Genomic DNA, 22366 nt, shown 5'->3' on the forward strand with positions numbered 1-22366 from the left:
GGACGGCCCGGGGATGGGGGGATCACTGCGTGTCCTGCACGCGCTTGACCAGGTCCTTCAGCTTCGCGTCGGTGATGAACTTGTCATACACGGGCTTCATCGCGGCCTGGAACGGGGCCTTGTCGATCTCGATGATCTCCGCGCCGCCGGCCTTCACGGTGGCGAGCGATTTCACCTCCCGCTCGGCCCACTGCTTGCGCATGTAGGGCACGGACTCCTTCGCGGCCTGGCGGATCCAGCCCTGCTCCTGCGGGGAGAGGCGGTCCCAGGCGCGCTTGGAAAAGAGCAGCATCTCCGGAGCCATCGAATGCTCGGTCTTGGTGTAGTACTTGGCGACCTCGAAGGAACGCGAACTTTCGTAGGTGGGGTAGTTGTTCTCGGCGGCGTCGATCAGGCCGGTCTTGAGGCCCGTGTACACCTCGCCCATCGGCATCGGCGTGGCGTTGGCGCCCATGGCTTCCAGCATCGACACCCACAGGTCCGACTGCTGCACGCGCACCTTCATGCCCTTCATGTCCTCGAACTTGCGCACCGGCTTCTTGGCCGTGAACATGGAGCGCGCGCCGCTGTCGTAGTAGGCCAGGCCGACGAAGCCCTGGCGTTCGCAGGCCTTCAGGATTTCCTCGCCCACCGGGCCGTCCAGCACCTTGTGCAGGTGATCCACCGAGCGGAACAGGAACGGCATGGTCGGCACCACGGTCTCGGGGCAGATGTTGTTCATCGCGCCGATGTTGATGCGCACCATCTGCAGCGCGCCGATCTTGGCCTGCTCGATGGCGTCCTTCTCGTTGCCCAGGGCGCCGCTGCTGTACACCTTGATGGAATGCTTGCCGCCCGACAGCGCCTTCAGGCGCTCGCCCATGAACTTCACCGCGGTCACGGTGGGGTAGTCGTCGGGATGGATGTCGGCGGAGCGGAACTCCGTCGCCTGTGCCGCAAAGGCCGTCAGGCAGGCCGCCACGGCGGCCAGGGTGGTCTGGATGAACTTCATGCTTTCTACCTCTTGGAGACGTTTGTCAGCTGAAAAAGGGATCACTCCGCCGCGGGGTCGAACTCGGGCTCCGGCAGGCCCTGCGTGCCCGGATGCAGTGCGAACACGCCGCCGGCCAGCGGCTGGTCCGCCAGGTCCGCCTCTGCGCCCGGACGGATCGAGGTGACGAAAAGCGTGTCCAGCCGCGGCCCGCCGAACGCACACATCGCCGGCTTTTTGACCGGCACCGCCAGCGAGCGATCCAGGCGGCCGTCCGGTGTGAAGCGGTGCACCAGGCCGGCATCGTTGCCGCAGATCCAGTAGCCGCCGTCCACGTCGATCGCCGCGCCGTCCGGGCGCCCCGGCAGGGGCGACATGTCCACGAAAAGACGGCGACCGTGCGGGGTCCCCGTGGCGGTGTCGTAATCGAACGCCCAGATCTTCTGCACCTGCGGATGCGAGTCCGACAGGTACATCGTCCGCCCGTCCGGGCTGAAGGCAATGCCGTTGGGCACGATCAGCAGGCCGAGCCCCAGGTCCGTGGCACTGCCCGCAGCCAGCTCCCTGCCGCCGAAGCGGAAGACGGCGCCCACCGGGGACGCCGCCGACATGTCCAGCAGCATGGTGCCGGCGATGAAGCGACCCTGACGGTCGCAACGGCCATCGTTGAAACGCATTCCGGGCGACGCATGCGCCACGCCGGCCAGCCGCTCGGCCGCCAGCGTGCCGCCGTCCTTCGGCGCATCCAATGCGAACAGCCCGGTCTCCAGGCCGGCGATCCAGCGGCCCGGCCTGCCGGCCCAGGCGGCCATGCAGGCCACCATCTCGGGGGCCGACCATTGCGTCCTCGTTCCCGTGCGCGCCGACCAGCGGTGCAGGACGGCGCGGGGAATGTCGGTCCAGTACAGCGATTCCTCCACCGTCCGCCATACCGGGCTCTCGCCCGTGGCGCAGCGCGCATCCAGCACCAGCTCGGCCCGGCTCGAAGGCGTGGGATGCATGCCGCTCATCCCTCGAACGGCCCCTGGGCCGTGAAGGCGCCGCCCTGGTAGACGGCCACGGGATCGTCCTGCGCAGGGGCGGGCTGCGCCTCCACCTTCGGGCGGAACGGCTCGGAACTGTCCTTGGGCGCATACCCGAGGTGCGAAGCCGCGTGGTTGTCCCACCACAGGTCGCGGTTGGCCGAAGCCCCGTACACCACCGTGTGGCCCACGTCCGGCGTGAACAGCGCCTTCTGCACCAGTTGCGTCAGGTCGTCGTAGCTCAGCCAGGTGCTCATCATGCGCCGGTCTCGGGGCTCGGGGAACGAGGACCCGATGCGCAGGCTCACCGTCTCGATGCCATAGCGGTCGTAATAGAAACTCGCCATGTCCTCCCCGAACGATTTCGAGAGGCCGTAGTAGCCATCGGGCCGGCGGCGTGACAGGGCATCGATGCGCTCGTCCTGCCGGTAGAAGCCGATCACGTGGTTGGAACTGGCGAACACCACCCGCTTCACCCCGTGGCGGCGGGCCCCTTCGTAGATGTGGAAGACACCCTTGATGTTGGCCTCGAGGATCTGCTCGAACGGCCGTTCCACCGAAACGCCGCCCAGGTGCACGATGGCGTCGCAGCCGGCCACCAGCGCGTCCACGGCCGCCTTGTCGGCCAGGTCGCAGGCCACCACCTCTTCACAGCCGTCCCGCGCCGGTTCCATCCCGGCGATATCGGAGAGCCGCACGATCCCGGCGAAAGGCCGGACGCGCTCCCGCAGGACGTGCCCCAGGCCGCCGGCAGCACCGGTCAGCAACAGTCGTTGGAATCGGCAAGGCTGGCTCATGGCGTTTTCTGTGCAGGTATTTGTCATATGTTGTCGTACAACGCGACGGGATTATGATCATGGCCATGGCCGCCTCGACAAAGGGATTACCCTCACCCACCGCCCCCGCCGACCGGCCTGTGCCAGCTGCCCCGCCCGTGCGTCGCGTGCGGGGCCTGGCCCATGCGGTGGTCGAGGACTTCTCGGGAAGGATCCGCGACCGGATCCTCGTGCCGGGCGACAAGCTGCCCACGGAATCCGAGATCATGCGCGCGCATGATGTCAGCCGTACGGTGGTGCGCGAGGCGATCTCGCGCCTGCAGGCCGCGGGCCTCGTGGAGACCCGCCACGGCATCGGGACCTTCGTGCTGCCGCCGCGCGCCGGCGGGGTTTTCCGCCTCGATCCTTCCGAGCTCAGCACCTCGGCCGACGTGCTCGCCGTGCTGGAACTGCGCATCAGCCTGGAAACCGAATCCGCGGGCCTGGCCGCCATGCGGCGCAGCGACGCGCACCTGCAGGCCATGGCCCGGGCACTGGACGATTTCGAGCGCAACGTCCGCAGCGGAGGAGATACCGTGGCGCACGATTTCCGCTTCCACCTGCAGATCGCGGAAGCCACGGGCAACCCGTATTTCGCGGACATCATGAACCACCTCGGCACCACGCTGATACCGCGCACCCGCATCGCGGCCCTGCGCGTGCAGCGCAGCACCGAGTACCTGGACCGGGTGAACCGCGAGCACGAGGAAATCTACTCCGCCATCGCGCGGCAGGACCCAGACTCCGCGCGCGCGGCCATGCGCATCCACCTCACCAACAGCCGCGAGCGCCTGCGCCTCGCACAGGAAGCGGCCAAGACCCAGGCAGATACCGAGACTGCGCCGCCGCCTTCCACTTGATGAGACCGCGGCAGGGCAGCCTCCCCCTTGTCTTCACCGAAAATCAAGTTGTATGATGACGTACAACAAAACCCAGGAGACAGAGACATGCCCTTTTCCCGCCGCGCCCTGCTGCACGCCACCGCACTGGCCCTTGCCTGTTCGTCCGCCGCCGCACAGACGGCAGCGCCCTGGCCCGCCAAGCCGCTGCGCATCGTCGTTCCCTACCCGCCGGGCGGTAGCTCGGACATCATCGCCCGCGCCATCAGCCAGCCTCTCTCCGAGGCACTGAAGCAGCCGGTGGTGGTCGAGAACAAGCCCGGCGCCAACGGCAACCTGGGCGCGGACTTCGTGGCCAAGGCCACCCCGGACGGCTACACGCTGCTGCTGTGCGACGTAGGCGCCCTGGCGATCAGCCCGTCCGTCTATACCAAGTTGCCCTTCGATCCCTCCAGGGATCTGCGCGGCACGACGATGCTCGCGTACTCGCCACACATGCTGGTGGTGCATCCCTCCGTGCCGGCCCGGAACCTGAAGGAGCTGATCGCGCTGTCCCGCACGAGCGATCTGAACTTCGCCGTGACGGCCACCGGCAGTGCGCCGCACCTGGCCGGCGTGGCCCTTGCAGCCGCCAGCGGCGCGCGCTGGCAATACGTGCCCTACAAAGGCGGCGTGACGGCCATCCAGGACACCATGGCCGGCCAGACCCAGGTTCTCATGAACGGCATGCTGGCTACACTGCCCCACGTGCAGAGCGGCAAGCTGAAAGTGCTCGGACTCTCCAAGGGCACCCGCATGCCGCTGCTGCCCGACGTGCCCACCATCGCCGAGCAGGGCGTAACGGGCTTCGAGTCGGGCACCTGGCAAGGCGTGCTGGTGCCCCGCGGCACGCCCGAGGCGGTGGTCCAGCGCATCCATGCCGCACTCATTTCCGTCATCCGCACCCCCGACATCCGCTCGCGCCTGACCGGCCAGGGCGCCGAGGTGGTCACGATGACGCCCGCAGAGCAGGACCGGTTCTTCGACAAGGAACGCGCCCGCTGGGCCGGCGTCGTGTCCGCGGCGCAGATCGGGCTGGACTGACGCCCGCCCACCCTGCAGGAATTTCCCGTCCCCACCACCCACTCCACCTTTCCCTCCGCTTTCCGGGCTTCGCCATGCAACCTCAAGAACTCAAGACCATCATGGGCTCCGGCCTGCTGTCCTTTCCGCTGACCGATTTCGACAGCGAAGGCCATTTCAACGCGCGCGGCTACGCCGAGCGCCTCGAATGGCTCGCCCCCTACGGCGCCAGCGCGCTCTTCGCCGCCGGCGGCACGGGCGAGTTCTTCTCCCTCACCGCCGACGAGTACCCCGCCATCATCGAGACCGCAGTGCAGACATGCCGCGGCAAGGTGCCGATCATCGCGGGCGCCGGCGGCCCGACGCGCTTCGCCATCCAGTGCGCCCAGGCGGCCGAGAAGGCCGGCGCCCACGGCATCCTGCTGCTGCCCCACTACCTCACCGAAGCCGGCCAGGAGGGCCTGGCCGCGCACGTCGAGGCCGTCTGCAAGAGCGTGAAGTTCGGCGTGATCGTCTACAACCGCGGCCAGAGCCGCTTCACGCCCGAGACGCTCGCACGCCTGGCCGAGCGCAACGCCAACCTCGTGGGCTTCAAGGACGGCGTGGGCGACATCGAGCTGATGAACTCCATCTACATGAAGATGGGCGACCGCTTCGCCTACCTGGGCGGCCTGCCCACGGCCGAGGTGTACGCGGCCGCGTACAAGGCGCTGGGCACGCCCGTGTACTCGTCGGCGGTGTTCAACTTCATTCCGAAGACCGCGATGGACTTCTACCATGCAGTGGCCAGCGACGACCAGGCCACGCAGCACCGCCTGCTGCGCGAATTCTTCATGCCCTACCTCGAGCTGCGCAACCGCATGCCGGGCTATGCGGTGAGCATCGTGAAGGCCGGAGCGAAGATCGTCGGCCACGATGCAGGCCCGGTGCGCGCGCCGCTCACCGACCTCAAGGCCGACGAAGTGGCGGCCCTCAAGGCCCTCATCGACAAGCTCGGCCCGCAATAACCCGGGCCACCGGGGCAGGGCCCGCCGGGGCCGGCCCGGCCGCTCTAAACTGCGCGCATGCTTTGCCCCGCGCGCACCCGCCAGCCACCTCACCCCGCCTGCAGTTTCTGCCTGCTACTGGCCTGCGCGCTCCCGTCAGCCGGCATCGCCCAGACCCGCGACGTCACCGGCGAACTGGCCGTCAGCAGCGACCTGGTCGAGCGGGGGATTTTCGTGGGCCGGCCCCGCCCCATCGTCCAGGGCCTTCTCAGCTTCTACGATGCCCGCGGCTGGTCGGCCACCACCGCGCTCGGCATGCAGACCTACGGTTCGCGGTCCACGCGCGCCATCGTGCGGGGCGCCTACGACGGCGTGATCGACAACGACTGGCAATACCAGGCATCTCTGCAGTACTACGCCTATCCCGGGGATGCGTTTTTCCGCCTGTTCGACCGCGCCGAGGGCACGCTGAGCGCCAGCTTCCGGGACGTCTTCACCGTCGGCCTGTCTGCTTTCCACTACGTACACACCCGCGACGAGATATCCCCCATGCGCTGGGCGCTCGACGCGGGCGCACGATGGCCCCTGACACCCCAGATATCCCTGGTCGGCTCCCTCGGCGTCTCGGCCGTGCGCCCCCGCGGCCAGTACCTGTATGGCGGCGTGGGAGCCGCCTGGACCACCGGCCCCTGGCGCGCCGAGCTGAACTACCTCGCGTCGGACCGCTGGGCGCAGCGCCACATCATGGGCGCCAGCGCAGGCCACTGGACCGTGACCGTCATCCGCAGCTTCTGAAGCGGACCGGCCTGCAACCTTTCCGCCGCGCAGACGCACCCACCGCAACCAGGACGGCACGTTTCCCTTCGGTGGCCCATGACTGCTCACTATCCAGACAACTCACACGACCTCGCACTGCTGCACGCAATCGCGGCCGGCGACCGCGACGCGCTGGCCACCCTCTATCGCGGCTACCATCGGCGCCTGGGCCAGTTCCTCACCCGCCTCACGCGCCGCACCGACCTGATCGAGGAGATCATCAACGACTGCTTCTGGGTCGTCTGGCAGAAGGCCGGCACCTTCCGCGGGGATTCCCGCGTGTCCACCTGGATCATGGGCATCTCCTACCGCTGCGGGCTCAAGGTACTGCGGCAGAGCGGCTGCCTGGATGCGAGCGACTATGTGGACGACGAGGCGGCCACGGAGCGGAACCACCCCGGCATCAACCCCGGCGATGACCGCGAGCTCAGGGACTGGCTGTCCAAGGGCCTCGCCCGGCTGTCGGCGGACCAGCGCCTCGTCCTCGAGCTGGCCTACACCCACGGACATTCGATCGAGGAGATCGCCGTCATCACGCAGGCCCCCGTCGGCACCGTCAAGGCCCGCATGTTCCACGCGCGCGTGAAGCTGCGCAATCTGCTGCCCGGACTTGCGGTGGGCAGCACCGGCACCCAGGATATCCAACCATGACGACCTTCCCTCCCGCATCCACCCATGGCCCGGACCAGGACCGGTCCCATCTGTTCACGCAGGAATTGCTGCCGTGGATCGTGAACGGCACGGCCACCGACGAGCAGCGCGCCGCAGCGGCCGGGCACCTTGCGGCCTGCGCCGACTGTCAGGCTGAACTGGTGTTGCAGGAGCGCATCCAGGCAGGCCTGCGGCTCCAGCGGGCGCCCGCGCTCCCCGACAGCGAAGAGGGCCTGCAGCGGCTCATGCAGCGCATCGACCTGGACGCCCTGTGCGATCAGCCCGCCCCGCAGGCACCGCAGCCCGTGCCTCAGCCGCGCCGCCGTGGATGGTCCACCTATGCGCTGGCCGCCGTGGCGGTGCTCCAGACCGCCGCCCTGGCACTCATCGGCTGGCGCATGGCGGACCCTGAGCCTGCGCAGTACCACTTGTTCAGCAGCCCGCAGCCCTCGGATGGCGCGCAAGGCACGATCCGGGCCGTTCCCGACGAGCGGCTCACGCTGGCTGCCTGGAACGCGGCGCTGGCCGGCTCGGGCCTGCAGGTGGTGGCCGGCCCCAACGCCATGGGTGCCTACATGCTGGCGCCCCTGCCCGGAGCTTCCGGCACGCAGGCGCTCGCACAGCTGCGGGCCACCTCGGGCATGCGGCTGGTCGAGCCCATCGGGGATGCCCCGTGAAGCGTGCCGTGACGCGCGCGGCCGCGAGCCTGTGCCGGCCCGCACTGTTGCCGGCGCTGGCCCTGCTGGCGGCCTGCGCAGGGCCGGTACCCGGGACGGTCGATACGCCATCCAGCCCCACTGCGGCCACCGCCGCGCAGGCAGCGGACCGCGCCATGCGGGAAGACAGCAGCCGCTACGTCATTGTCGCGCTCGCCAACCCGCTGCAGCGGGTGCCCGTTCGGGCCGCCACCAGCCTGGCCGGCTACGGGGCACCGCCGAGGTACACCACCGGCATGCATGCCGCCACGCTCGTGGAGCAGATCGCCCGGGAACACGGGCTCGCCCAGGCCGAAGCCTGGCCGATCCCCTCGCTGAACGTGCACTGCATCGTGTTCCGGATCCTGGGCAGCCGTCCGCGCGAGGAGGTGCTCGCAGCCCTGGCGAAGGATGCCCGCATCGCCCTCGCACAGCCGCTGCAGGACTTTTCCGTCCAGGCACAACCGGCGGCGGACGCCTCCGCCGTGGCCTACAACGATCCCTATGCCCCGCTGCAGCGCGGCTTCATCGGCATGTCGGCCGCGCAGGCCCACCGCACCACCACGGGCCTCGGTACGCACATCGCGGTCATCGATACCGGCGCGCAGACCGGCCACCCGGACCTGCAGGGCCGCATCCTCGAAACCCACAACGTCGTGGACGACGATGCCGGCGCGTTCCAGAAGGACCGCCACGGCACCGAGGTGCTGGGCATCATGGCGGCCACCGGCAACAACCTGCAGGGCATCGTCGGCATGGCCCCCGGCGCCCGGTTCAGCCTCTACAAGGCCTGCTGGTACCCCGCACAGCCGCCGGGCGGCGGCGCGCGGTGCAACTCCTTCACGCTCGCCAAGGCGCTCGTCGCCGTGATGTCGTCGGATGCGCGGATCGTCAACATGAGCCTCGGCGGACCAAGCGACCCGCTCCTCGGGCAACTGCTTGCCCAACTGATCGGTCAGGGCCGGATCATCGTCGCCGCGGTGCCCTCGGGCGGCCAGCGCAGCGGCTTTCCCGCCGGCGTGCCCGGCGTGCTGGCCGTGGATTCCGCCGATGCCGCCCCGCATGCCTCCTCCACGGACGGCGTGCTGCTCGCCCCTGGCAGGGACATCCTCACCCTCCAGCCGCAGGGCCGCTACGACTTCGCCACGGGCTCCTCCATGGCCGCGGCCCACGTCAGCGGCATGGTGGCGCTGCTGCAGTCCGTAGAGCCCCGCCTGGACCGGGACACCATCGAACGGCTGCTGCTGCGCAGCGAAGTCCAGGACGGCACGCAGCCCCTCATGGTGAATGCGGAGCGTGCCCTGGCCAGCCTCTCATCGTCCTCCACCGCGCGCTTCGCCGCCCGCTGAGGCTCGGGGCGCGGCTTCCGGCAGGCGGCCTGGAATGACGCCGCCCGTAATCCCCGTGCCACCGTCACGGCATTGAGCGGGCCAATCGATGCGATCGATGCAACCGATCGGCCATCCCGCGCGCCCACGGACGCCCTGTTCGTCTATACCGGCTACGCACAGGATCCCGCCTATGTGATGAACAAAAAGCTCTGGATGAAGATCCTGGCGGTGAGCGTGCCCACGCTGAATGGCATGCTCATGCACCGCTTCGCGTTTCCGCTCATGACGCAGGGCGGCATCTTCCTGGAGTTCCCGCCCGCAAGAATATGCTCGGCCTCACCTTGTTCGCCACGGTCTCCTCCGCCTCGTGGCTCTACGCATCGTTCCTGGGCATCGCGCGCTTGTGGAACCACGTCATGCCCTTCCAGCATGCGCTGGCCATCTACCCCGGCCTGCTGCTGGTGGCCGGGTGCGGCTCTGTGGCCCTGATGGCCACCCTGCGCCCCCTCTACCGGCGCGCCCCGGAAGCGTTCCCCCTGCCGGTGGACGCCTGGAAGAAGGGGGCATCCTCCAGCACCACCTGATGACCCGGTCCCGCCGCCAGACCGGTCGCCGGGTCCGCCGCAGGGCCGGGTATTCTTGCCGCCATGTCCATGCGGGAAGACTATTTCGACCTCCAGTGGCGATTCGCGCGGCACTACGCGGAAGCCGCCCACCTTCCGCTGGACCAGGCCATCGCCCGATGCACCAACCTGCGCCGGCGCATGAACCTTTGGGGGCCGGCGGGAGCCTCCCGCTGGGAGGCATTCCTGTCGGCCATCCGGGCATCCGGGCCGGACCACCCGCCCCGGTTCCACCTGTACATGGCATTCCAGGAGGGTGAACCACCGCCCCCGCGACCCCGGACCTTCGGCTGCTTTTCGCACGACAGCCCCGATCCGTTGGGCGTGCTGCGCATCCACTTCATGCCGCCCCCCGACATCGACCGCAGCCCGCTGGCCTTGGCCAGCATGGCCGAACGCATGGACGAACTGCGGGCCCTCTTCCGGCAGGTGCGGCAGGAGCATCCCCACGCGCGGTCGGTACGGGGCATCTCGTGGCTCTACCATCTTGCGGCCTACCGGCGGCTGTTTCCGCCGCAGTACGGAGATTCCGCGCGCCCCGCGGACTTTCCGCTGCACCTGACCGGCAGTTCCACCTGGGGGCAGGTGCTGGATTGGCGTCAGCAGGTCAAGCCGGCCATGCGCGAAGCGGTGCTCTCCCGCATTGGAGAACTGGACCCGCAGGCACCCTGGAAGATCTTCCCCTGCCAGCCACTGGTCGCTTCGTGTGGCATCGCGCGCTTCCATGACTGGTTCGCATGAACCAGCGCTTGCGGCCAATCATGTGGATGCTGCAGCAGACCATGGAGTCGCAGGTGCATGCTGCGGCCATTGACCCGCCGGCGGTCCGTGTCAGCGCCCCAGCCGGAAGCGCGAGGCCATGTCTGCCAACTGCTGCGCCTGGTCTCTCATGCTCCGGGCCGCGGCCGCCGATTGCTAGACCAGGGCGGCATTCTGCTGGATCATCTGGTCCAGTTGCCCCAATGCAACGCTGACCTGCCCGATGCCCTGGCTCTGCTCGTTGGCCGCGGTGCTGACTTCAGCGATCAGGTGGCCGACCTTCCGCACACCGTCCATCAATTCAGCCATCGTCGTACCGGCAGTCTCCACCAGTCGCGTACCGCTTCCGAGCCAGGATGGCGGCAAAGGTCACTGCCTGGCGGCCGCGGGCCTGCGCCTCGGCATGGGCCTCCCGGGCAGTCGCCCGCGCCTTCTCGCGCTGCTCGACGAGTTCGGCGCGCAACTTCCGCCACGCTGTCTTGGCAAACGGCGTATCGACCGCAGCCTTCCCAGTCTCCTCGAGCGTCTTGCGGAAAGCGTCCTTGGCAGCCTTCAGGTTCTCGTAGGCACGGCATTGCGCAGCGCCTGCCCCGACTGGAGGCCCTGCGCATACATCTCCGACAGGCCGTCCGACAGCTTCTGGTCCGTGACCATGTATCTGTCGAATTCGCTCTGCGTCCGCGTGGAACCCCGCACACTCGCGCCGATCGCCGCGGCGAACTGCGCTGCAGGTGCGACGAAGCAGATTTCCATTTTCCCGTCTCACATCCGCACCACCACCTTGCCGAATGCGCCACGCGCGAGATGCGCGAAGGCGGCAGGCGCTTCATCGAAACCGTATTCGGCAGCGATCACCGGCACAATGCGGTTGACATCGACGGCACGCACCATGCGGTCCAGCGCCGCCCGGTGGCCCACGCTGATGCCCTGGATCGTGGCCCGGCGGCCGATCGCGTCGAAGGTGAAATCCGCCATCTCGCCGCCTTCGAGCACACCGATCACCGATATGCGCCCGCCACGCGCCAGCGCCTGCAGCGACCGGCCGATGTTCGGGCCGCCCACGGTTTCCAGCACCTGTTCCGCCCCGCGTCCGCCGGTCAGCCGGACCACCTCGGCCGGCCAGTCGGAGTCGCGCGCCAGCACTTCGTGGGCGCCCAGGGCGAGGGCCTGCGCCCGCTTCTCCGCGCTGCCCGAGACCACCACCGCCCGGGCGCCATGCAGCCGCGCGAACTGCAGGCCGAACAGGGCCACGCCGCCCGTGCCGTGGATCAGCACGGTCTGCCCCGCATGCAGGCCGCCCTCCTCCACCAGTGCGAACCAGGCCGTGAGCGCGGCGCAGGGCAGCGTGCTGGCCTGTGCCGCATCGAGCGTATCGGGTGCCGCCGTGGCCCAGTCGGCTTCCAGCACGACGTGGGAAGCCAGCACCCCCGGTCCCGGCACGCCCAGCGTCAGGCTCGACGCCGGGGCGGAACCATCCGGCCAGCCCGCGACGAAGGTGCTGATCACGCGCTCGCCGCCACGCCAGCGCTGAACGCCGTCGCCCACCGCCAGCACCGTGCCGGCCATGTCGGACGCCGGCACGAAAGGCAATGGCGCCGCCCAGCGGTAAGTATTGCGGGCGATGAGCAGGTCGCGGTAATTGAGCGAGGCCGCTTCCACGCGCACGAGGATCTGGCCCGGTCCGGGCGTGGGCAGTGGGGCCTCGGACCGGGCCAGGTGCTCCAGGCCGTAGCCGGTGAACTGCCAGCGCTGCAGGGTGGATGGGTGGGCCATGGTGACAACTCCGTTTGAATGACGATGCCGCCATGCTATTGAAGTGCCACAATCTCCAGTGGAGCATTTCAATCTACTGAATAAATAGAAAAATTCACCAATGAGCGAGCGACTGTCAGGTATCGAGGCTTTCGTGGCCGCAGTGGAAGCTGGCAGCTTCGCGGCGGCGGCCCTGCGCCTGCAGCGCACGCGCTCTGCTGTCGCCAAGAGCGTGGCACGTCTGGAAACGCGCCTCGGCACCCGCCTGTTCCAGCGCAGCACACGCAGCCAGAGCCTGACCGAAGACGGCCAGGCCTACTACGAGCGATGCCGGCGCGCGCTGGCGGAGCTGGATGCCGCCGATGCCGCCGTGGAAGCCGGCCGTACCGCGCCGCGCGGCACACTGCGCGTGACGGCGCCCATCCTCCTGGGACGCGAGCTGGTGGCGCCGCTGCTGCTGGAGCTGACGGCTGCCCATCCGGGCCTGGTGCTGGAGATGGTGTTCAGCGACAGCGTGGTCCCCCTGGTGGACGAACGCATCGACCTGGCCGTCCGCAGCGGTCCGCTGCCGGACAGCAGCGTGCTGGCCGCACGGGCCATGGGCCGGCAATGGATGGGCGTCTATGCCGCACCGGCGTACCTGGAGAGGCATCCGGCGCCCGCCGGTCTGGACGCCCTGTTCGCGCATGCCGATCGCCACCGCTTCGTCGGCTACGCGCGCGACACCGGCCCGCACCCGTGGCAGTTCCGCGGCGCGGACGGGCGGGTGCGGGCCTTCGACCCGTCCGCGTCCATCGCCTTCGGCAGCAACAGCCTCGAAGCCAACAAGCTGGCTGCCATCGCCGGGATGGGGCTCGCCCGCCTGCCGGCCTGGCTGGTGGCCGATGCGCTCGCCGCGGGCACGCTGGTGCAGGTCTTCGCCGAACCCCAGCCCTATGGCTATGCGCTGCAAGCCGTGTGGCCCCAGGCCCGGGCGCTGCCGCTGAAAACGCGCGCGGCCATCGACCTGCTGGCCCACCGCCTGCCGGGCCTGCTGGCGGCGGGCCGCCCTGCCGGCCCATCGCCCTCCGAGGCCGGCGACTGATGTCCAGGATTCGGGAAGCCAGCGTTCGCGATAGCAAAGGCCCTTCGTTTGGCAAGGCATCGCCATGCATGCATCGCATGCCGGACCGCATTGGCACCGCTGGCATCCGGCCCCTTTTCCATGCGATGCTTTGGCCCCTCAACCAGACCGCGAACGAATGCCGATGCGCAAACGCCGTTTCCTGACCCACCTCGGCCTCGCCGGCATGCTGCCCGCCGGATCGGCGCTGGCCCATGCCCCAGCCCAGCCCCAGCCCGCGCTGCTCACCGTGGCCGGCGCCATCCAGCATCCCAACCGCGGGGCACTGAACCCCACCGCGGACCTGCTGGCTGCCAGGCAGGGCGTGCAGTTCAGCCAGGCCCGCAGCTTCGATGCCGCGGCGCTGCAGCACCTGCCGGCCGTCTCCATCACCCCCACGCTCGAATACGACGGCCAGCGCCACACCCTCGAAGGTCCGCTGCTCACTACCGTGCTCGCGGCCGCCGGCGCGCCGACCCAGGGATCGGCCACCGTGGTGCTGCGTGCCGTGGACGGCTACAACACCTCCCTGACCATCGCCGACGCGGACCGCTACCGCATGATCGTCGCGCTGCGTATGGACGGCGCCCCCCTGCCCCTCGGCGGGCTGGGCCCCCAGTGGGCGGTCTACGATGCGGACAACCTGCCGCAGTTCAGGGACAAGCCGCTCAAGGAGCGTTTCGCGCTGGCCCCCTGGGGCCTCTACCTGATCGAAGTACGCTAGGCGTACCGAGGATTCTGCCCCGCGGCGGGCCCGGGGGGGCGGCGTTGGCGCTATGATCCAGCGCGTTCACGCCTCCTCCCCCACAGCCCGCAACAAAGACAGCATGAAGAGTTTGAAGACGCTGCTTGCAGAGCAAGCAGCCCTGGATGCAGAAATCGCCCGCGAGAAAAAGCAGGCAGCCGCACAGGCCCTGAGCCAGATCCAGGCCTTGATTGCCGAGTTCGGTTTCACCGCCCAGCAGGTGTTTCCCTGGCAGCCCGTCAGGAAGCACGTGCCCGCCAGGTATCTGGATCCGAAAACCGGCGCCACCTGGACGGGCCGCGGCAAGCCGCCCGCCTGGATCGCCGGGAAGGACCGCGACCAGTTCCTGATCGAAAAGACGGTGACGCAGCCGGCCCAGCAAGGGCCTTTCCTCGCCGAAATGGCGGCGGCGGCAGCCGCGGCGCGGCGCGGCGGGCGCTGAACCGGTCCTCCTCTCCGACCGGGGCCAGTGCAGGGCCCACCATGCCACGGCAGCAGCCGGCCACGAATCCGGACGGCACCTGCCATGACGACGTGCTGCTGCACCAGCTCGGCGCGCGCATCGATGCCATGCAGGGCGATGCGCTGATCGTGCTGCACCAGTTGGGTGGGGCATACCGACAGGATGCTCGACATGACCATCGACCTGCTGCAGCGCCATGCGGATGAGCGCGATGTGGCCATGCTACCAGGCGCATCATCAATTGGTGGGTGGTCGGGGGTCAGGTGGATGGTCCGGCCTTTCCGCCATGCGCGCGGGGCGCGCGTGTCCACCTGCAGGTTTTCCCAGGCCAGCATCCCCTGCACCTGCCGGCCTGGGCACGGCGCACCAGCGCCTGGATGCGGGCATCCAGCTCCCGGAACGAAAACGGCTTGGCCAGGTAATCGTCGGCCCCTACCGCCAGGCCCTGCACGCGATCGTCCACTGGATCGCGCGCCGTCAGCATCAACACCGGCACGGGGTTCTGGAACTCCTCGCGGAGCTTGCGGCACAGCGCCACGCCGTCGAGCCGCGGCAGCATCACGGCCGGGATTTTCCGCGTCGGGCGCATGCCATTGCACCGGGTCATCGCGCGCCGCCAGTTCATGGGCCAACGCCAGCGCCCACGCTTCGTCCCCGGCCTCGACCGCGAACTACGGTAAGTGCGGCTTGCGCAAATCCGCGCCGACATGCACCATCTGGATCAACACCAGGGCGTCAGGGTCATTGCTTCCTTCCAGGGAAGCCAGGAGTTGGGGAGGTGTGGGCATGGGAGGTCTCATGCAATGCGGGTGGCAGGCATGGCGCCCATCTTCCCGGGCTGGGTTCCAGGGCGGACGTGCATCGTCGATGTGGCGAATACTTTACCTGCGCCGCAGAGCCTCCGGCCGGGGTCGCTCCACCCGGGGCTAGGCGCTCGGCCGCCCTGCGCCGGCCATTGCACGCGTCCGCCCGATCACCATCGCCATCACGGCCGCGACCATGCAGGCCAGGCCTGCCGCATACAGCGCAGGCGTGTAGGTCAGCAGCAGCGTACGGGTCAGGCCTGCCCCCCATGCGGCCGTGGCGGCGCCCAGTTGATGGGCGGCAAAAATCCAGCCGAAGACCAGGCCCACTTTCTGGGGACCGAAATGCTGCGCCGAGAGCTTGATCGTGGGCGGCACGGTGGCGATCCAGTCCAGGCCGTAGAACATGGCGAATAGGCCCAGGCCGTAGAAGGTGAACTCCGAATGCGGCAGCCAGAACAGCGACAGCCCGCGCAGCCCGTAGTACCAGAACAGCAGCTTGCGGTTGTCATAGCGGTCCGACAGCCAGCCCGAAAGCACCGTGCCCACGAAGTCGAAGGCCCCCATCATCGCCAGCACCGAGGCGGCCGGCACGGCCGACATGCCGCGGTCGCCGCACAGCGAGATGAAGTGCGTCTGCACCAGGCCATTGGTGGACAGCCCGCAGATGAAGAACGTGCCTGCCAGCAACCAGAACGTCCGGTGGCCCGCGGCTTCGGCCAGCACCCTGAACGGCGTGGCCAGCGTCATGGCCGAAGGCGGGGCCACGCTTGCAGGCGTGAGTTCGCCCCCATAAGGCGCCAGGCCGAGATCGGAGGGCCGGTCGCGCACCAGGGCGAAGACCAGGAGCGCGACCAGCGCACTGCCCGCGCACACGGGAACCGTGGCGGAGCGCCAGCCCCAGTGCTCGATCATCCAGGCCGCCATCGGCAGGAAGGCCAGCTGGCCGGTGGCCGCGCTGGCCGTGAGCACGCCGATGACGAACCCCTTGCGTGCCACGAACCAGCGATTGGCGACCACGGCGCCCAGCACCAGGGCCGTCAGCCCCGTGCCGATGCCCAGCAGCAGGCTCCAGAGCACGAACAGCTGCCACAGCTGCGTGGCCTGGGTGACCAGGGCCATGGCCGCGCCGACCAGCAGCAGCCCCGTCACCATCACGGCACGCAGGCCGAATCGCTCCATGAACACGGCGGCAAACGGGCCCAGCAGGCCGAACAGCGCAAAGCGCAGTGCCAGACTGCTCGATATCTGCTCGGTGCTCCAGCCGAACTCGCGCGATAGCGGCTGCAGCATGGCGCCCGGCAGTCCCAGGGCGGCCGACATGGTCAGCATGGTCAGGAAAGTGACGGCCGCGACCAGCCAGCCATAGTGCATGCCGCGCCGCTGCAGCCAGCGCGCCGTGGGGGTGGAGAACATGTCGGTTCCTTCCGGGGAGTGGATGTCTGTGCGGCGGGCTAACCGGGCCGGCCGGCCGCGCCTTCGCCACCGCCGTCGAGCAGGGCCAGGCATTCATCGATCAAACCGTGCAGCGCCGCCACGCGCTCCGCGCCCAGGCGCGCATTGAGTTCGCCTTGCGCGATCTTCCAGCGTTGCTTGGCCTCCTCGCGCTGGGTGCGGCCCGCATCGGTGATGTGGACCAGGCGGCTGCGCTGGTTTTCGCCCTGGCCCATGCGCACCCACCCGGCATCGACCAGCGGCTTGATATTGCGCGTCAGCGTCGAGGCATCCATGCGCATGAGCCGTGCGAGGTCCACCGGCCGCACGGGGCCGGCAGCCAGGACATGGCTCAACAGCGTGTACTGCGTGATGCGCATGTCGGCGTCATGAAGGTGGGCTTCATAGATCAGCCCCACGCTGCGCATGAGCTGGCGCACGCGGTGGTTGGTGCAGCCCGAAGGCACGGAAAACGGGTCGCGGTAGCTCGGCATGGCGTCATTATTGCATATGCAATCATTGTATATACAATTAATTGGCCGCCACCATCCCGGTGGCCAGACCGAGAGGAAAGAACGATCCCATGGAGCAATACACCCCACCTTCGGAGAGCGCCCCCTCGTCCGCCCTGCAGGCTTGGCTGGATGAAGAAAGCGCCGTCAGGGCCCGTCTCGATGCAGGAGCCGGTCCCGGCGTGGTGCGGCCGGAACAGGCCGCGGGCCGCAGCGGACTGGAACTGATGCAGGCGATGCTGCGGGGCGAAGTCCCCTACCCGCCCATCGCGCAGACGCTGGACTTCCTGCTGGTGGCCGTAGGGGAAGGCAGCGCCGTATTCCAGGGCAGGCCCGGTACGGCGCACCTGAACCCCATGAACGGCGTACATGGCGGCTGGTTCGCCACGCTGCTGGATTCGGCGCTGGGCTGCGCAGTCCATACCCGCATGCCGCCGGGCCGCGGCTACACCACGGCCGAACTCAGCATCAACCTGGTCAAGGGCCTCACGCCACGCGTGCCGCGCGTGCGCGCCGAAGGCCGCGTATTGCATTGCGGCCGCCAGCTGGCCACGGCCGAAGCGCGCCTGGTGGGCGCAGACGGCACGCTCTACGCCCATGCCACCACCACGTGCCTGGTGTTCGACATGCCGGCGTCCCGCTGATGCGCCCCCCGCTCGACAGCTCGTCCTATCCTGCTGTCGAGCGTCAAGCCGCATCGCCCAGGAACGCATGCCGGTGCAGGCGTACCCATTCTTCCACATCCGTCGGAACGAAGCCTTCCAGTGCTGCGCAGGATGCGAACGGCCTGGAGAGCATCGCATCGGCTTCGCCAGGGTGATCGGCGAAGTACCGGAACTTCCCCGCGATGCGCTGCCCCATGCCCGCGCCGAGAGCCGCGCTCGGCTGCGCCCGGTACGCGACCGGCCGGCCCAGTCCTGCCGCCACGCCGGCCGCGAGTGCGTGGCCGTCCAGGCTCCTTGCGCCCGCCACACGGTAATCGCCCGTGGCCCCGCGCTCCATCAAGAGAATGGCCGCACGGGCACAGTCGTCCACAGAGGTCCAGGCGATGCGCTGGCACGCCGCCATCGGCGGTGCGAAGATGCCCTCCTCCACGATCTCGCGGCGTGCCGAGGGCTTGAGCAGATTGTCCAGGTACATCGTAGGCCGGACGCCAGCGAAGGACAGGCCCGCCCGGCGCAGGGCATTCTCCACCGCCCAGTTCCCGACAAAGCTGGATTCGGAGCAGGGCGCGGGCCGGCTCGCGCCGGCGAGTCGCAGGACCACGAAGCGCAGGCCGGCCGCCACCGAAGCCACTGCCGCATTCCGTGCCTGGGCTGCCATCCTGTCGGCAGGCCCGGTCGGAATTTGCAGCACGGCATGGCCCACGCCGATGCTGGCCGCATACAGTGCATCGGCATCCTCCAGATCGGCCGCGACCCATTCGACACGCTCCTGAGTCGAAAAGGCAAAGTGCGGCGCACGGGAGCGATCGCGCACGAGTGCACGCACCCGGCATCCCCGCGCCAGCGCGGCGCGCACCACCGCGCTGCCCTGCACGCCGGCAGCGAGATAAACGAGAACAAGGGGCCTGGATGGATCAGGGGTAGTCATGGAAGCAGCTCCTTCAGGAAAGGCCTGATGGAGACGCGTCAAGATCCACGGCGCCGATCAGGCCCGCACAGCGCACGACGGCGCGGGACTGTCGGGGGCCGCACCTGCGCGGTGCAGCCAGAGCTTTCCCGGGAGGGGAAAGGGCTTGGGCCTACCCAGACCAAGCCTGCCATTTCGACGATGGCAGTGTACTTCCATGCCCGGCCCCCAGTATCGGCCGAGCCATATCGCCGGCGTGCCCATCGGGTCGCCCGGAAACGAAAAAGCCCCTGACCTCCAAAGAAGATCAGGGGCCCGCGAGACGCCAAGCGACGCCGCTAGGCGGCAATCACATGTTGTCGATCATCACCTGGCCGAAGCCCGAGCAGCTCACCTGCGTCGCGCCTTCCATCAGGCGCGCGAAGTCGTAGGTCACCTTCTTGCTCAGGATGGACTTTTCCATCGAGCGGATGATGGTGTCGGCCGCTTCGGTCCAGCCCATGTGGCGCAGCATCATCTCGGCGGAGAGGATCTCGGAACCGGGGTTCACGTAGTCCTTGCCGGCGTACTTCGGCGCCGTGCCGTGGGTGGCTTCGAACATGGCGACGGAGTCGGACAGGTTGGCGCCGGGGGCGATGCCGATGCCGCCCACCTGGGCTGCCAGCGCGTCGGAGACGTAGTCGCCGTTCAGGTTCAGCGTGGCGATCACGCTGTACTCGGCGGGGCGCAGCAGGATCTGCTGCAGGAACGCGTCGGCGATGCTGTCCTTGACCGTGATTTCCTTGCCGGTCTTGGGGTTCTTGAACTTCATCCACGGGCCGCCGTCGATGAGTTCGGCGCCGAATTCCTTGGCGGCCAGGTCGTAGGCCCAGTCACGGAAGCCGCCTTCCGTGAACTTCATGATGTTGCCCTTGTGCACGATGGTCACACTGGGCTTGTCATTGTCGATCGCGTACTGGATGGCCTTGCGCACCAGGCGCTGCGTGCCTTCCCTGGACACGGGCTTCACGCCGATGCCGGAGGTCTCGGGGAAGCGGATCTTCTTGACGCCGAACTCTTCCTGCAGGATCTTGATGAGCTTCCTGGCCTTGTCGGACTCGGCTTCGAACTCGATGCCGGCATAGATGTCTTCCGAGTTCTCGCGGAAGATCACCATGTTGGTCTTCTCGGGTTCCTTCACGGGCGAGGGAACGCCCTTGAAGTACTGGATGGGGCGCAGGCAGACGTAGAGGTCGAGCTCCTGGCGCAGCGCCACGTTCAGCGAGCGGATGCCGCCGCCCACGGGCGTCGTCAGCGGGCCCTTGATGGAAACGACGTAGTCACGCACGGCGTGCAGGGTTTCTTCCGGCAGCCACACGTCGGGGCCGTACACCTTCGTGGACTTCTCGCCGGCGAAGACTTCCATCCAGTGGATCTTGCGCTTGCCGCCGTAGGCCTTGGCCACGGCTGCGTCCACCACTTTCAGCATCACGGGGGTGATGTCGAGGCCGGTACCGTCACCCTCGATGTAGGGAATGATGGGCTGGTCCGGCACGTTCAGGGACATGTCGGCATTGACGGTGATCTTCTGGCCTTCGGCAGGGACCTTGATGTGCTGGTAGCTGGTCATGGAACGGTTATCTCCGGTGGAATGGCGTCCGGGGCGGCGCCCGGCCGGCCTGTGCGACAGGCACAAAACGCAATGATTTTAGCGATAAAAATTTGTAGGCCTTGTCTGTCAACGCCCTGGGCTGCGGTATCGTTGTGTCAGGGCTTCGCGGGCCTACGCGGGGCTCGCAAACCTTCCGAAACTCATCAAGGAAACGGCCAAATGAAAAAACTCCTCGCTGTCCTGATCGCCGGCCTGTTCACTGCCGGCGCATTCGCCCAGGCTCCGGCCCAGGCCCCCGCCACGACGTCTGCCCCCGTGGCCGCCGATACCGCAGCGCCCGCCCCCACGGCCCAGGCCAAGAAGGCTGGCAAGGGCGCCAAGCACAAGACCGCCCACAAGAAGACCAAGAAGCACAAGGCTGCCGCCTGAGGTTTGCCGCCTCCCGTGCAACGGGGATGACCGCCTCTGGCGCCGTCCCCGCTCCGAAGCCCGCTTTACGCGGGCTTTGCTTTTGGCTGATAGGCTTTGGAACAGCCCTTTCCCAATGGATGACCCACTCGCCATGACCCACGATCTTCCGTCCGGCCCGACGCCCCGCCCCCTTCGCCGCCTGGCGGTTTCGCTGGCCCTCGCCGCGGCCTGCCTCGGCACGGCCCAGGCCCAGGAAGGGCCGCAACTCGATCTGCAGCGGGTGGACCTGGCCGCCGGCATGCACCGCATCGACGCACAGCTGGCGGTGACCCCCCAGGAGCGCGAAACCGGCCTCATGCACCGCAAGGACATGCCCTCCAACGAAGGCATGCTGTTCGTGTTCTCGGTGCCGGCCGCGCAGTGCTTCTGGATGAAGAACACCTTGCTGCCGCTCACCGCCGCCTTCGTCGCGGACGACGGCACCATCGTCAACCTGGCCGACATGAAGCCGCAGACGCTGGATTCCCACTGCTCCGACAAGCCCGTGCGCTTCGTGCTGGAGATGAACCAGGGGTGGTTCGCCAGGCGCGGGATCAAGCCGGGCTCGAAGCTGTCCGGCGCGCCGTTCGCCAGGCGCTGACGCGCCATGCCCTGCGAACGCAGAAACAAAAAAACGGCCCTCCAGGGGCCGTTTTTCATGGAGTCCGGCAGGCCGGGCCGCAGGATCAGCCCGCGAAGTTGCTTTCCGCGAACTTCCAGTTCACCAGCTTGTCGAGGAAGGTTTCGACGAACTTCGGGCGCAGGTTGCGGTAGTCGATGTAGTAGGCGTGTTCCCAGACGTCCACGGTCAGCAGGGCCTTGTCGGCAGTGGTCAGGGGCGTGCCGGCGGCGCCGGTGTTCACGATGTCCACGCTGCCGTCCGCCTTCTTCACCAGCCAGGTCCAGCCGGAGCCGAAGTTGCCCACGGCGCTCTTCACGAAGGCTTCCTTGAACGCGGAATAGCTGCCCCACTTCGCCTTGATGGCATCGGACAGGGCACCCGAAGGTTCGCCGCCGCCGTTGGGGGCCATGCAGTTCCAGAAGAAGGTGTGATTCCAGATCTGGGCTGCGTTGTTGTAGATGCCGCCGCTGGACTTCTTGATGATTTCCTCGAGGGGCATGTTCTCGAATTCGGTGCCCTTCTGAAGGTTGTTGAGGTTCACCACGTAGGCGTTGTGGTGCTTGCCATGGTGGTACTCCAGGGTTTCCTGGCTGTAGTGCGGAGCCAGGGCATCGATGGCGTAAGGCAACGGTGGCAGGGTATGTTCCATGTGCGATCCTCGTGGGTGGTTGGTGATTCTTGCGTATGCGGCGCCGCAATGCGACATGCGGCGCAACAGGGCGGCATTGTAGGAAGTTAATCGCGCCCCGCG

28 protein-coding genes are annotated in these 22366 nt (G+C 68.2%); 16 read left to right on the top strand and 12 right to left on the bottom strand.

All coding sequences use genetic code 11. The features are described 5' to 3' along the window. Positions 1-22: 22 nt before the first annotated feature. From BLR05_RS12575 to BLR05_RS12585, 3 genes are read right to left on the bottom strand one after another with little or no spacing between them, the layout of a single operon-like run. Complete coding sequence (locus tag BLR05_RS12575; protein ID WP_092834806.1) at positions 23-991, bottom strand: TRAP transporter substrate-binding protein; 969 nt, start codon at positions 989-991, stop codon at positions 23-25. A gap of 41 nt (positions 992-1032) precedes the next feature. Further along, positions 1033-1971 (bottom strand): SMP-30/gluconolactonase/LRE family protein, encoded by a 939-nt coding sequence (locus BLR05_RS12580; RefSeq protein WP_092834863.1) that lies wholly within the window; start codon positions 1969-1971, stop codon positions 1033-1035. A gap of 5 nt (positions 1972-1976) precedes the next feature. Beyond that, positions 1977-2789, bottom strand: coding sequence for an NAD-dependent epimerase/dehydratase family protein (locus BLR05_RS12585; RefSeq protein WP_092834864.1), 813 nt, complete (start codon positions 2787-2789; stop codon positions 1977-1979). 65 nt (positions 2790-2854) lie between these two features. Between BLR05_RS12585 and BLR05_RS12590 the strand changes: the two genes are divergently transcribed. The 9 genes from BLR05_RS12590 (at position 2855) to BLR05_RS12630 (ending at position 10551) form a co-directional block, all read left to right on the top strand. Next, positions 2855-3667 carry a FadR/GntR family transcriptional regulator gene (locus BLR05_RS12590; protein WP_092834865.1) on the top strand — a complete coding sequence of 271 codons (813 nt, stop codon included), beginning with the start codon at positions 2855-2857 and terminating at the stop codon, positions 3665-3667. 87 nt (positions 3668-3754) lie between these two features. Then, positions 3755-4729 carry a Bug family tripartite tricarboxylate transporter substrate binding protein gene (locus tag BLR05_RS12595; protein WP_092834807.1) on the top strand — a complete coding sequence of 325 codons (975 nt, stop codon included), beginning with the start codon at positions 3755-3757 and terminating at the stop codon, positions 4727-4729. A 74-nt stretch (positions 4730-4803) separates the two neighbouring features. Then, positions 4804-5715 carry a 5-dehydro-4-deoxyglucarate dehydratase gene (gene kdgD / locus BLR05_RS12600; RefSeq protein ID WP_092834808.1) on the top strand — a complete coding sequence of 304 codons (912 nt, stop codon included), beginning with the start codon at positions 4804-4806 and terminating at the stop codon, positions 5713-5715. Positions 5716-5772: 57 nt separating this feature from the next. Next, a complete protein-coding gene (locus BLR05_RS12605; RefSeq protein WP_092834809.1) occupies positions 5773-6489 on the top strand; it encodes a TorF family putative porin in 717 nt (238 codons plus the stop codon). 78 nt (positions 6490-6567) lie between these two features. Then, positions 6568-7161, top strand: coding sequence for a sigma-70 family RNA polymerase sigma factor (locus tag BLR05_RS12610; protein WP_092834810.1), 594 nt, complete (start codon positions 6568-6570; stop codon positions 7159-7161). Further along, positions 7158-7838: a hypothetical protein gene (locus BLR05_RS12615; RefSeq protein WP_092834811.1), complete on the top strand. Its 681-nt coding sequence runs from the start codon at positions 7158-7160 to the stop codon at positions 7836-7838. Before BLR05_RS12610 ends, BLR05_RS12615 begins: the two co-directional genes overlap by 4 nt. Next, positions 7835-9205 carry a S8 family peptidase gene (locus tag BLR05_RS12620; protein ID WP_092834812.1) on the top strand — a complete coding sequence of 457 codons (1371 nt, stop codon included), beginning with the start codon at positions 7835-7837 and terminating at the stop codon, positions 9203-9205. Before BLR05_RS12615 ends, BLR05_RS12620 begins: the two co-directional genes overlap by 4 nt. A 308-nt stretch (positions 9206-9513) precedes the next feature. Beyond that, the gene (locus tag BLR05_RS27165) at positions 9514-9771 is read left to right on the top strand and encodes a hypothetical protein (RefSeq protein ID WP_225978874.1); all 258 of its coding nucleotides are present in this window, start codon (positions 9514-9516) and stop codon (positions 9769-9771) included. Between the two features lie 63 nt (positions 9772-9834). Then, positions 9835-10551, top strand: coding sequence for a hypothetical protein (locus tag BLR05_RS12630; protein ID WP_092834813.1), 717 nt, complete (start codon positions 9835-9837; stop codon positions 10549-10551). A 174-nt stretch (positions 10552-10725) separates the two neighbouring features. Here the strand turns inward: BLR05_RS12630 and BLR05_RS26555 are convergent, their stop codons facing one another. The 3 genes from BLR05_RS26555 to BLR05_RS12645 all read right to left on the bottom strand — a co-directional run bounded on the left by BLR05_RS26555 (position 10726) and on the right by BLR05_RS12645 (position 12342). Continuing rightward, positions 10726-10878 (bottom strand): hypothetical protein, encoded by a 153-nt coding sequence (locus BLR05_RS26555; RefSeq protein WP_167361257.1) that lies wholly within the window; start codon positions 10876-10878, stop codon positions 10726-10728. A gap of 243 nt (positions 10879-11121) precedes the next feature. Next, positions 11122-11322 (bottom strand): hypothetical protein, encoded by a 201-nt coding sequence (locus BLR05_RS12640; protein WP_092834814.1) that lies wholly within the window; start codon positions 11320-11322, stop codon positions 11122-11124. A gap of 9 nt (positions 11323-11331) precedes the next feature. After that, the gene (locus BLR05_RS12645) at positions 11332-12342 is read right to left on the bottom strand and encodes a zinc-dependent alcohol dehydrogenase family protein (RefSeq protein ID WP_092834815.1); all 1011 of its coding nucleotides are present in this window, start codon (positions 12340-12342) and stop codon (positions 11332-11334) included. A gap of 100 nt (positions 12343-12442) precedes the next feature. On the opposite strand from BLR05_RS12645, the gene BLR05_RS12650 reads away from it, so the two are divergent. The 4 genes from BLR05_RS12650 to BLR05_RS12665 all read left to right on the top strand — a co-directional run bounded on the left by BLR05_RS12650 (position 12443) and on the right by BLR05_RS12665 (position 14837). Next, complete coding sequence (locus BLR05_RS12650; protein ID WP_092834816.1) at positions 12443-13405, top strand: LysR family transcriptional regulator; 963 nt, start codon at positions 12443-12445, stop codon at positions 13403-13405. Positions 13406-13568: 163 nt separating this feature from the next. Then, positions 13569-14147: a putative pterin-binding protein gene (locus BLR05_RS12655; RefSeq protein WP_092834866.1), complete on the top strand. Its 579-nt coding sequence runs from the start codon at positions 13569-13571 to the stop codon at positions 14145-14147. A gap of 103 nt (positions 14148-14250) precedes the next feature. Then, a complete protein-coding gene (locus BLR05_RS12660; RefSeq protein WP_092834817.1) occupies positions 14251-14610 on the top strand; it encodes an H-NS histone family protein in 360 nt (119 codons plus the stop codon). Positions 14611-14651: 41 nt separating this feature from the next. Beyond that, positions 14652-14837 (top strand): hypothetical protein, encoded by a 186-nt coding sequence (locus BLR05_RS12665; RefSeq protein WP_225979395.1) that lies wholly within the window; start codon positions 14652-14654, stop codon positions 14835-14837. A 53-nt stretch (positions 14838-14890) separates the two neighbouring features. On the opposite strand, the gene BLR05_RS12670 is transcribed toward BLR05_RS12665, so the two are convergent. The 3 genes from BLR05_RS12670 to BLR05_RS12680 form a co-directional block, all read right to left on the bottom strand. After that, on the bottom strand, positions 14891-15190 hold the full coding sequence (locus BLR05_RS12670; RefSeq protein ID WP_353615670.1) for a response regulator: 300 nt from the start codon (positions 15188-15190) through the stop codon (positions 14891-14893). 367 nt (positions 15191-15557) lie between these two features. Beyond that, complete coding sequence (locus tag BLR05_RS12675; protein WP_092834818.1) at positions 15558-16850, bottom strand: MFS transporter; 1293 nt, start codon at positions 16848-16850, stop codon at positions 15558-15560. Between the two features lie 38 nt (positions 16851-16888). Beyond that, positions 16889-17362: a MarR family winged helix-turn-helix transcriptional regulator gene (locus tag BLR05_RS12680; RefSeq protein ID WP_092834819.1), complete on the bottom strand. Its 474-nt coding sequence runs from the start codon at positions 17360-17362 to the stop codon at positions 16889-16891. Between the two features lie 89 nt (positions 17363-17451). On the opposite strand from BLR05_RS12680, the gene BLR05_RS12685 reads away from it, so the two are divergent. Then, positions 17452-18024 (top strand): PaaI family thioesterase, encoded by a 573-nt coding sequence (locus BLR05_RS12685; protein WP_092834820.1) that lies wholly within the window; start codon positions 17452-17454, stop codon positions 18022-18024. 43 nt (positions 18025-18067) lie between these two features. Here the strand turns inward: BLR05_RS12685 and BLR05_RS12690 are convergent, their stop codons facing one another. Beyond that, positions 18068-18973: an SDR family oxidoreductase gene (locus tag BLR05_RS12690; protein WP_092834821.1), complete on the bottom strand. Its 906-nt coding sequence runs from the start codon at positions 18971-18973 to the stop codon at positions 18068-18070. A gap of 328 nt (positions 18974-19301) precedes the next feature. Then, positions 19302-20561 carry an NADP-dependent isocitrate dehydrogenase gene (gene icd / locus BLR05_RS12695; RefSeq protein ID WP_092834822.1) on the bottom strand — a complete coding sequence of 420 codons (1260 nt, stop codon included), beginning with the start codon at positions 20559-20561 and terminating at the stop codon, positions 19302-19304. Between the two features lie 201 nt (positions 20562-20762). Here icd and BLR05_RS12700 point away from each other — a divergent pair, with 201 nt between their 5' ends. Then, positions 20763-20972 carry a hypothetical protein gene (locus BLR05_RS12700; RefSeq protein ID WP_092834823.1) on the top strand — a complete coding sequence of 70 codons (210 nt, stop codon included), beginning with the start codon at positions 20763-20765 and terminating at the stop codon, positions 20970-20972. Positions 20973-21105: 133 nt separating this feature from the next. After that, positions 21106-21594 (top strand): DUF192 domain-containing protein, encoded by a 489-nt coding sequence (locus tag BLR05_RS12705; RefSeq protein ID WP_092834867.1) that lies wholly within the window; start codon positions 21106-21108, stop codon positions 21592-21594. Between the two features lie 85 nt (positions 21595-21679). Here BLR05_RS12705 and BLR05_RS27170 read toward each other — a convergent pair whose 3' ends face one another. Then, positions 21680-22264, bottom strand: coding sequence for a superoxide dismutase (locus BLR05_RS27170; RefSeq protein WP_196289657.1), 585 nt, complete (start codon positions 22262-22264; stop codon positions 21680-21682). Positions 22265-22366 lie beyond the last annotated feature (102 nt).

The organism is Paracidovorax cattleyae, from assembly GCF_900104515.1.
In the GTDB taxonomy this organism is placed as follows: Bacteria; Pseudomonadota; Gammaproteobacteria; order Burkholderiales; family Burkholderiaceae_C; genus Paracidovorax; species Paracidovorax cattleyae.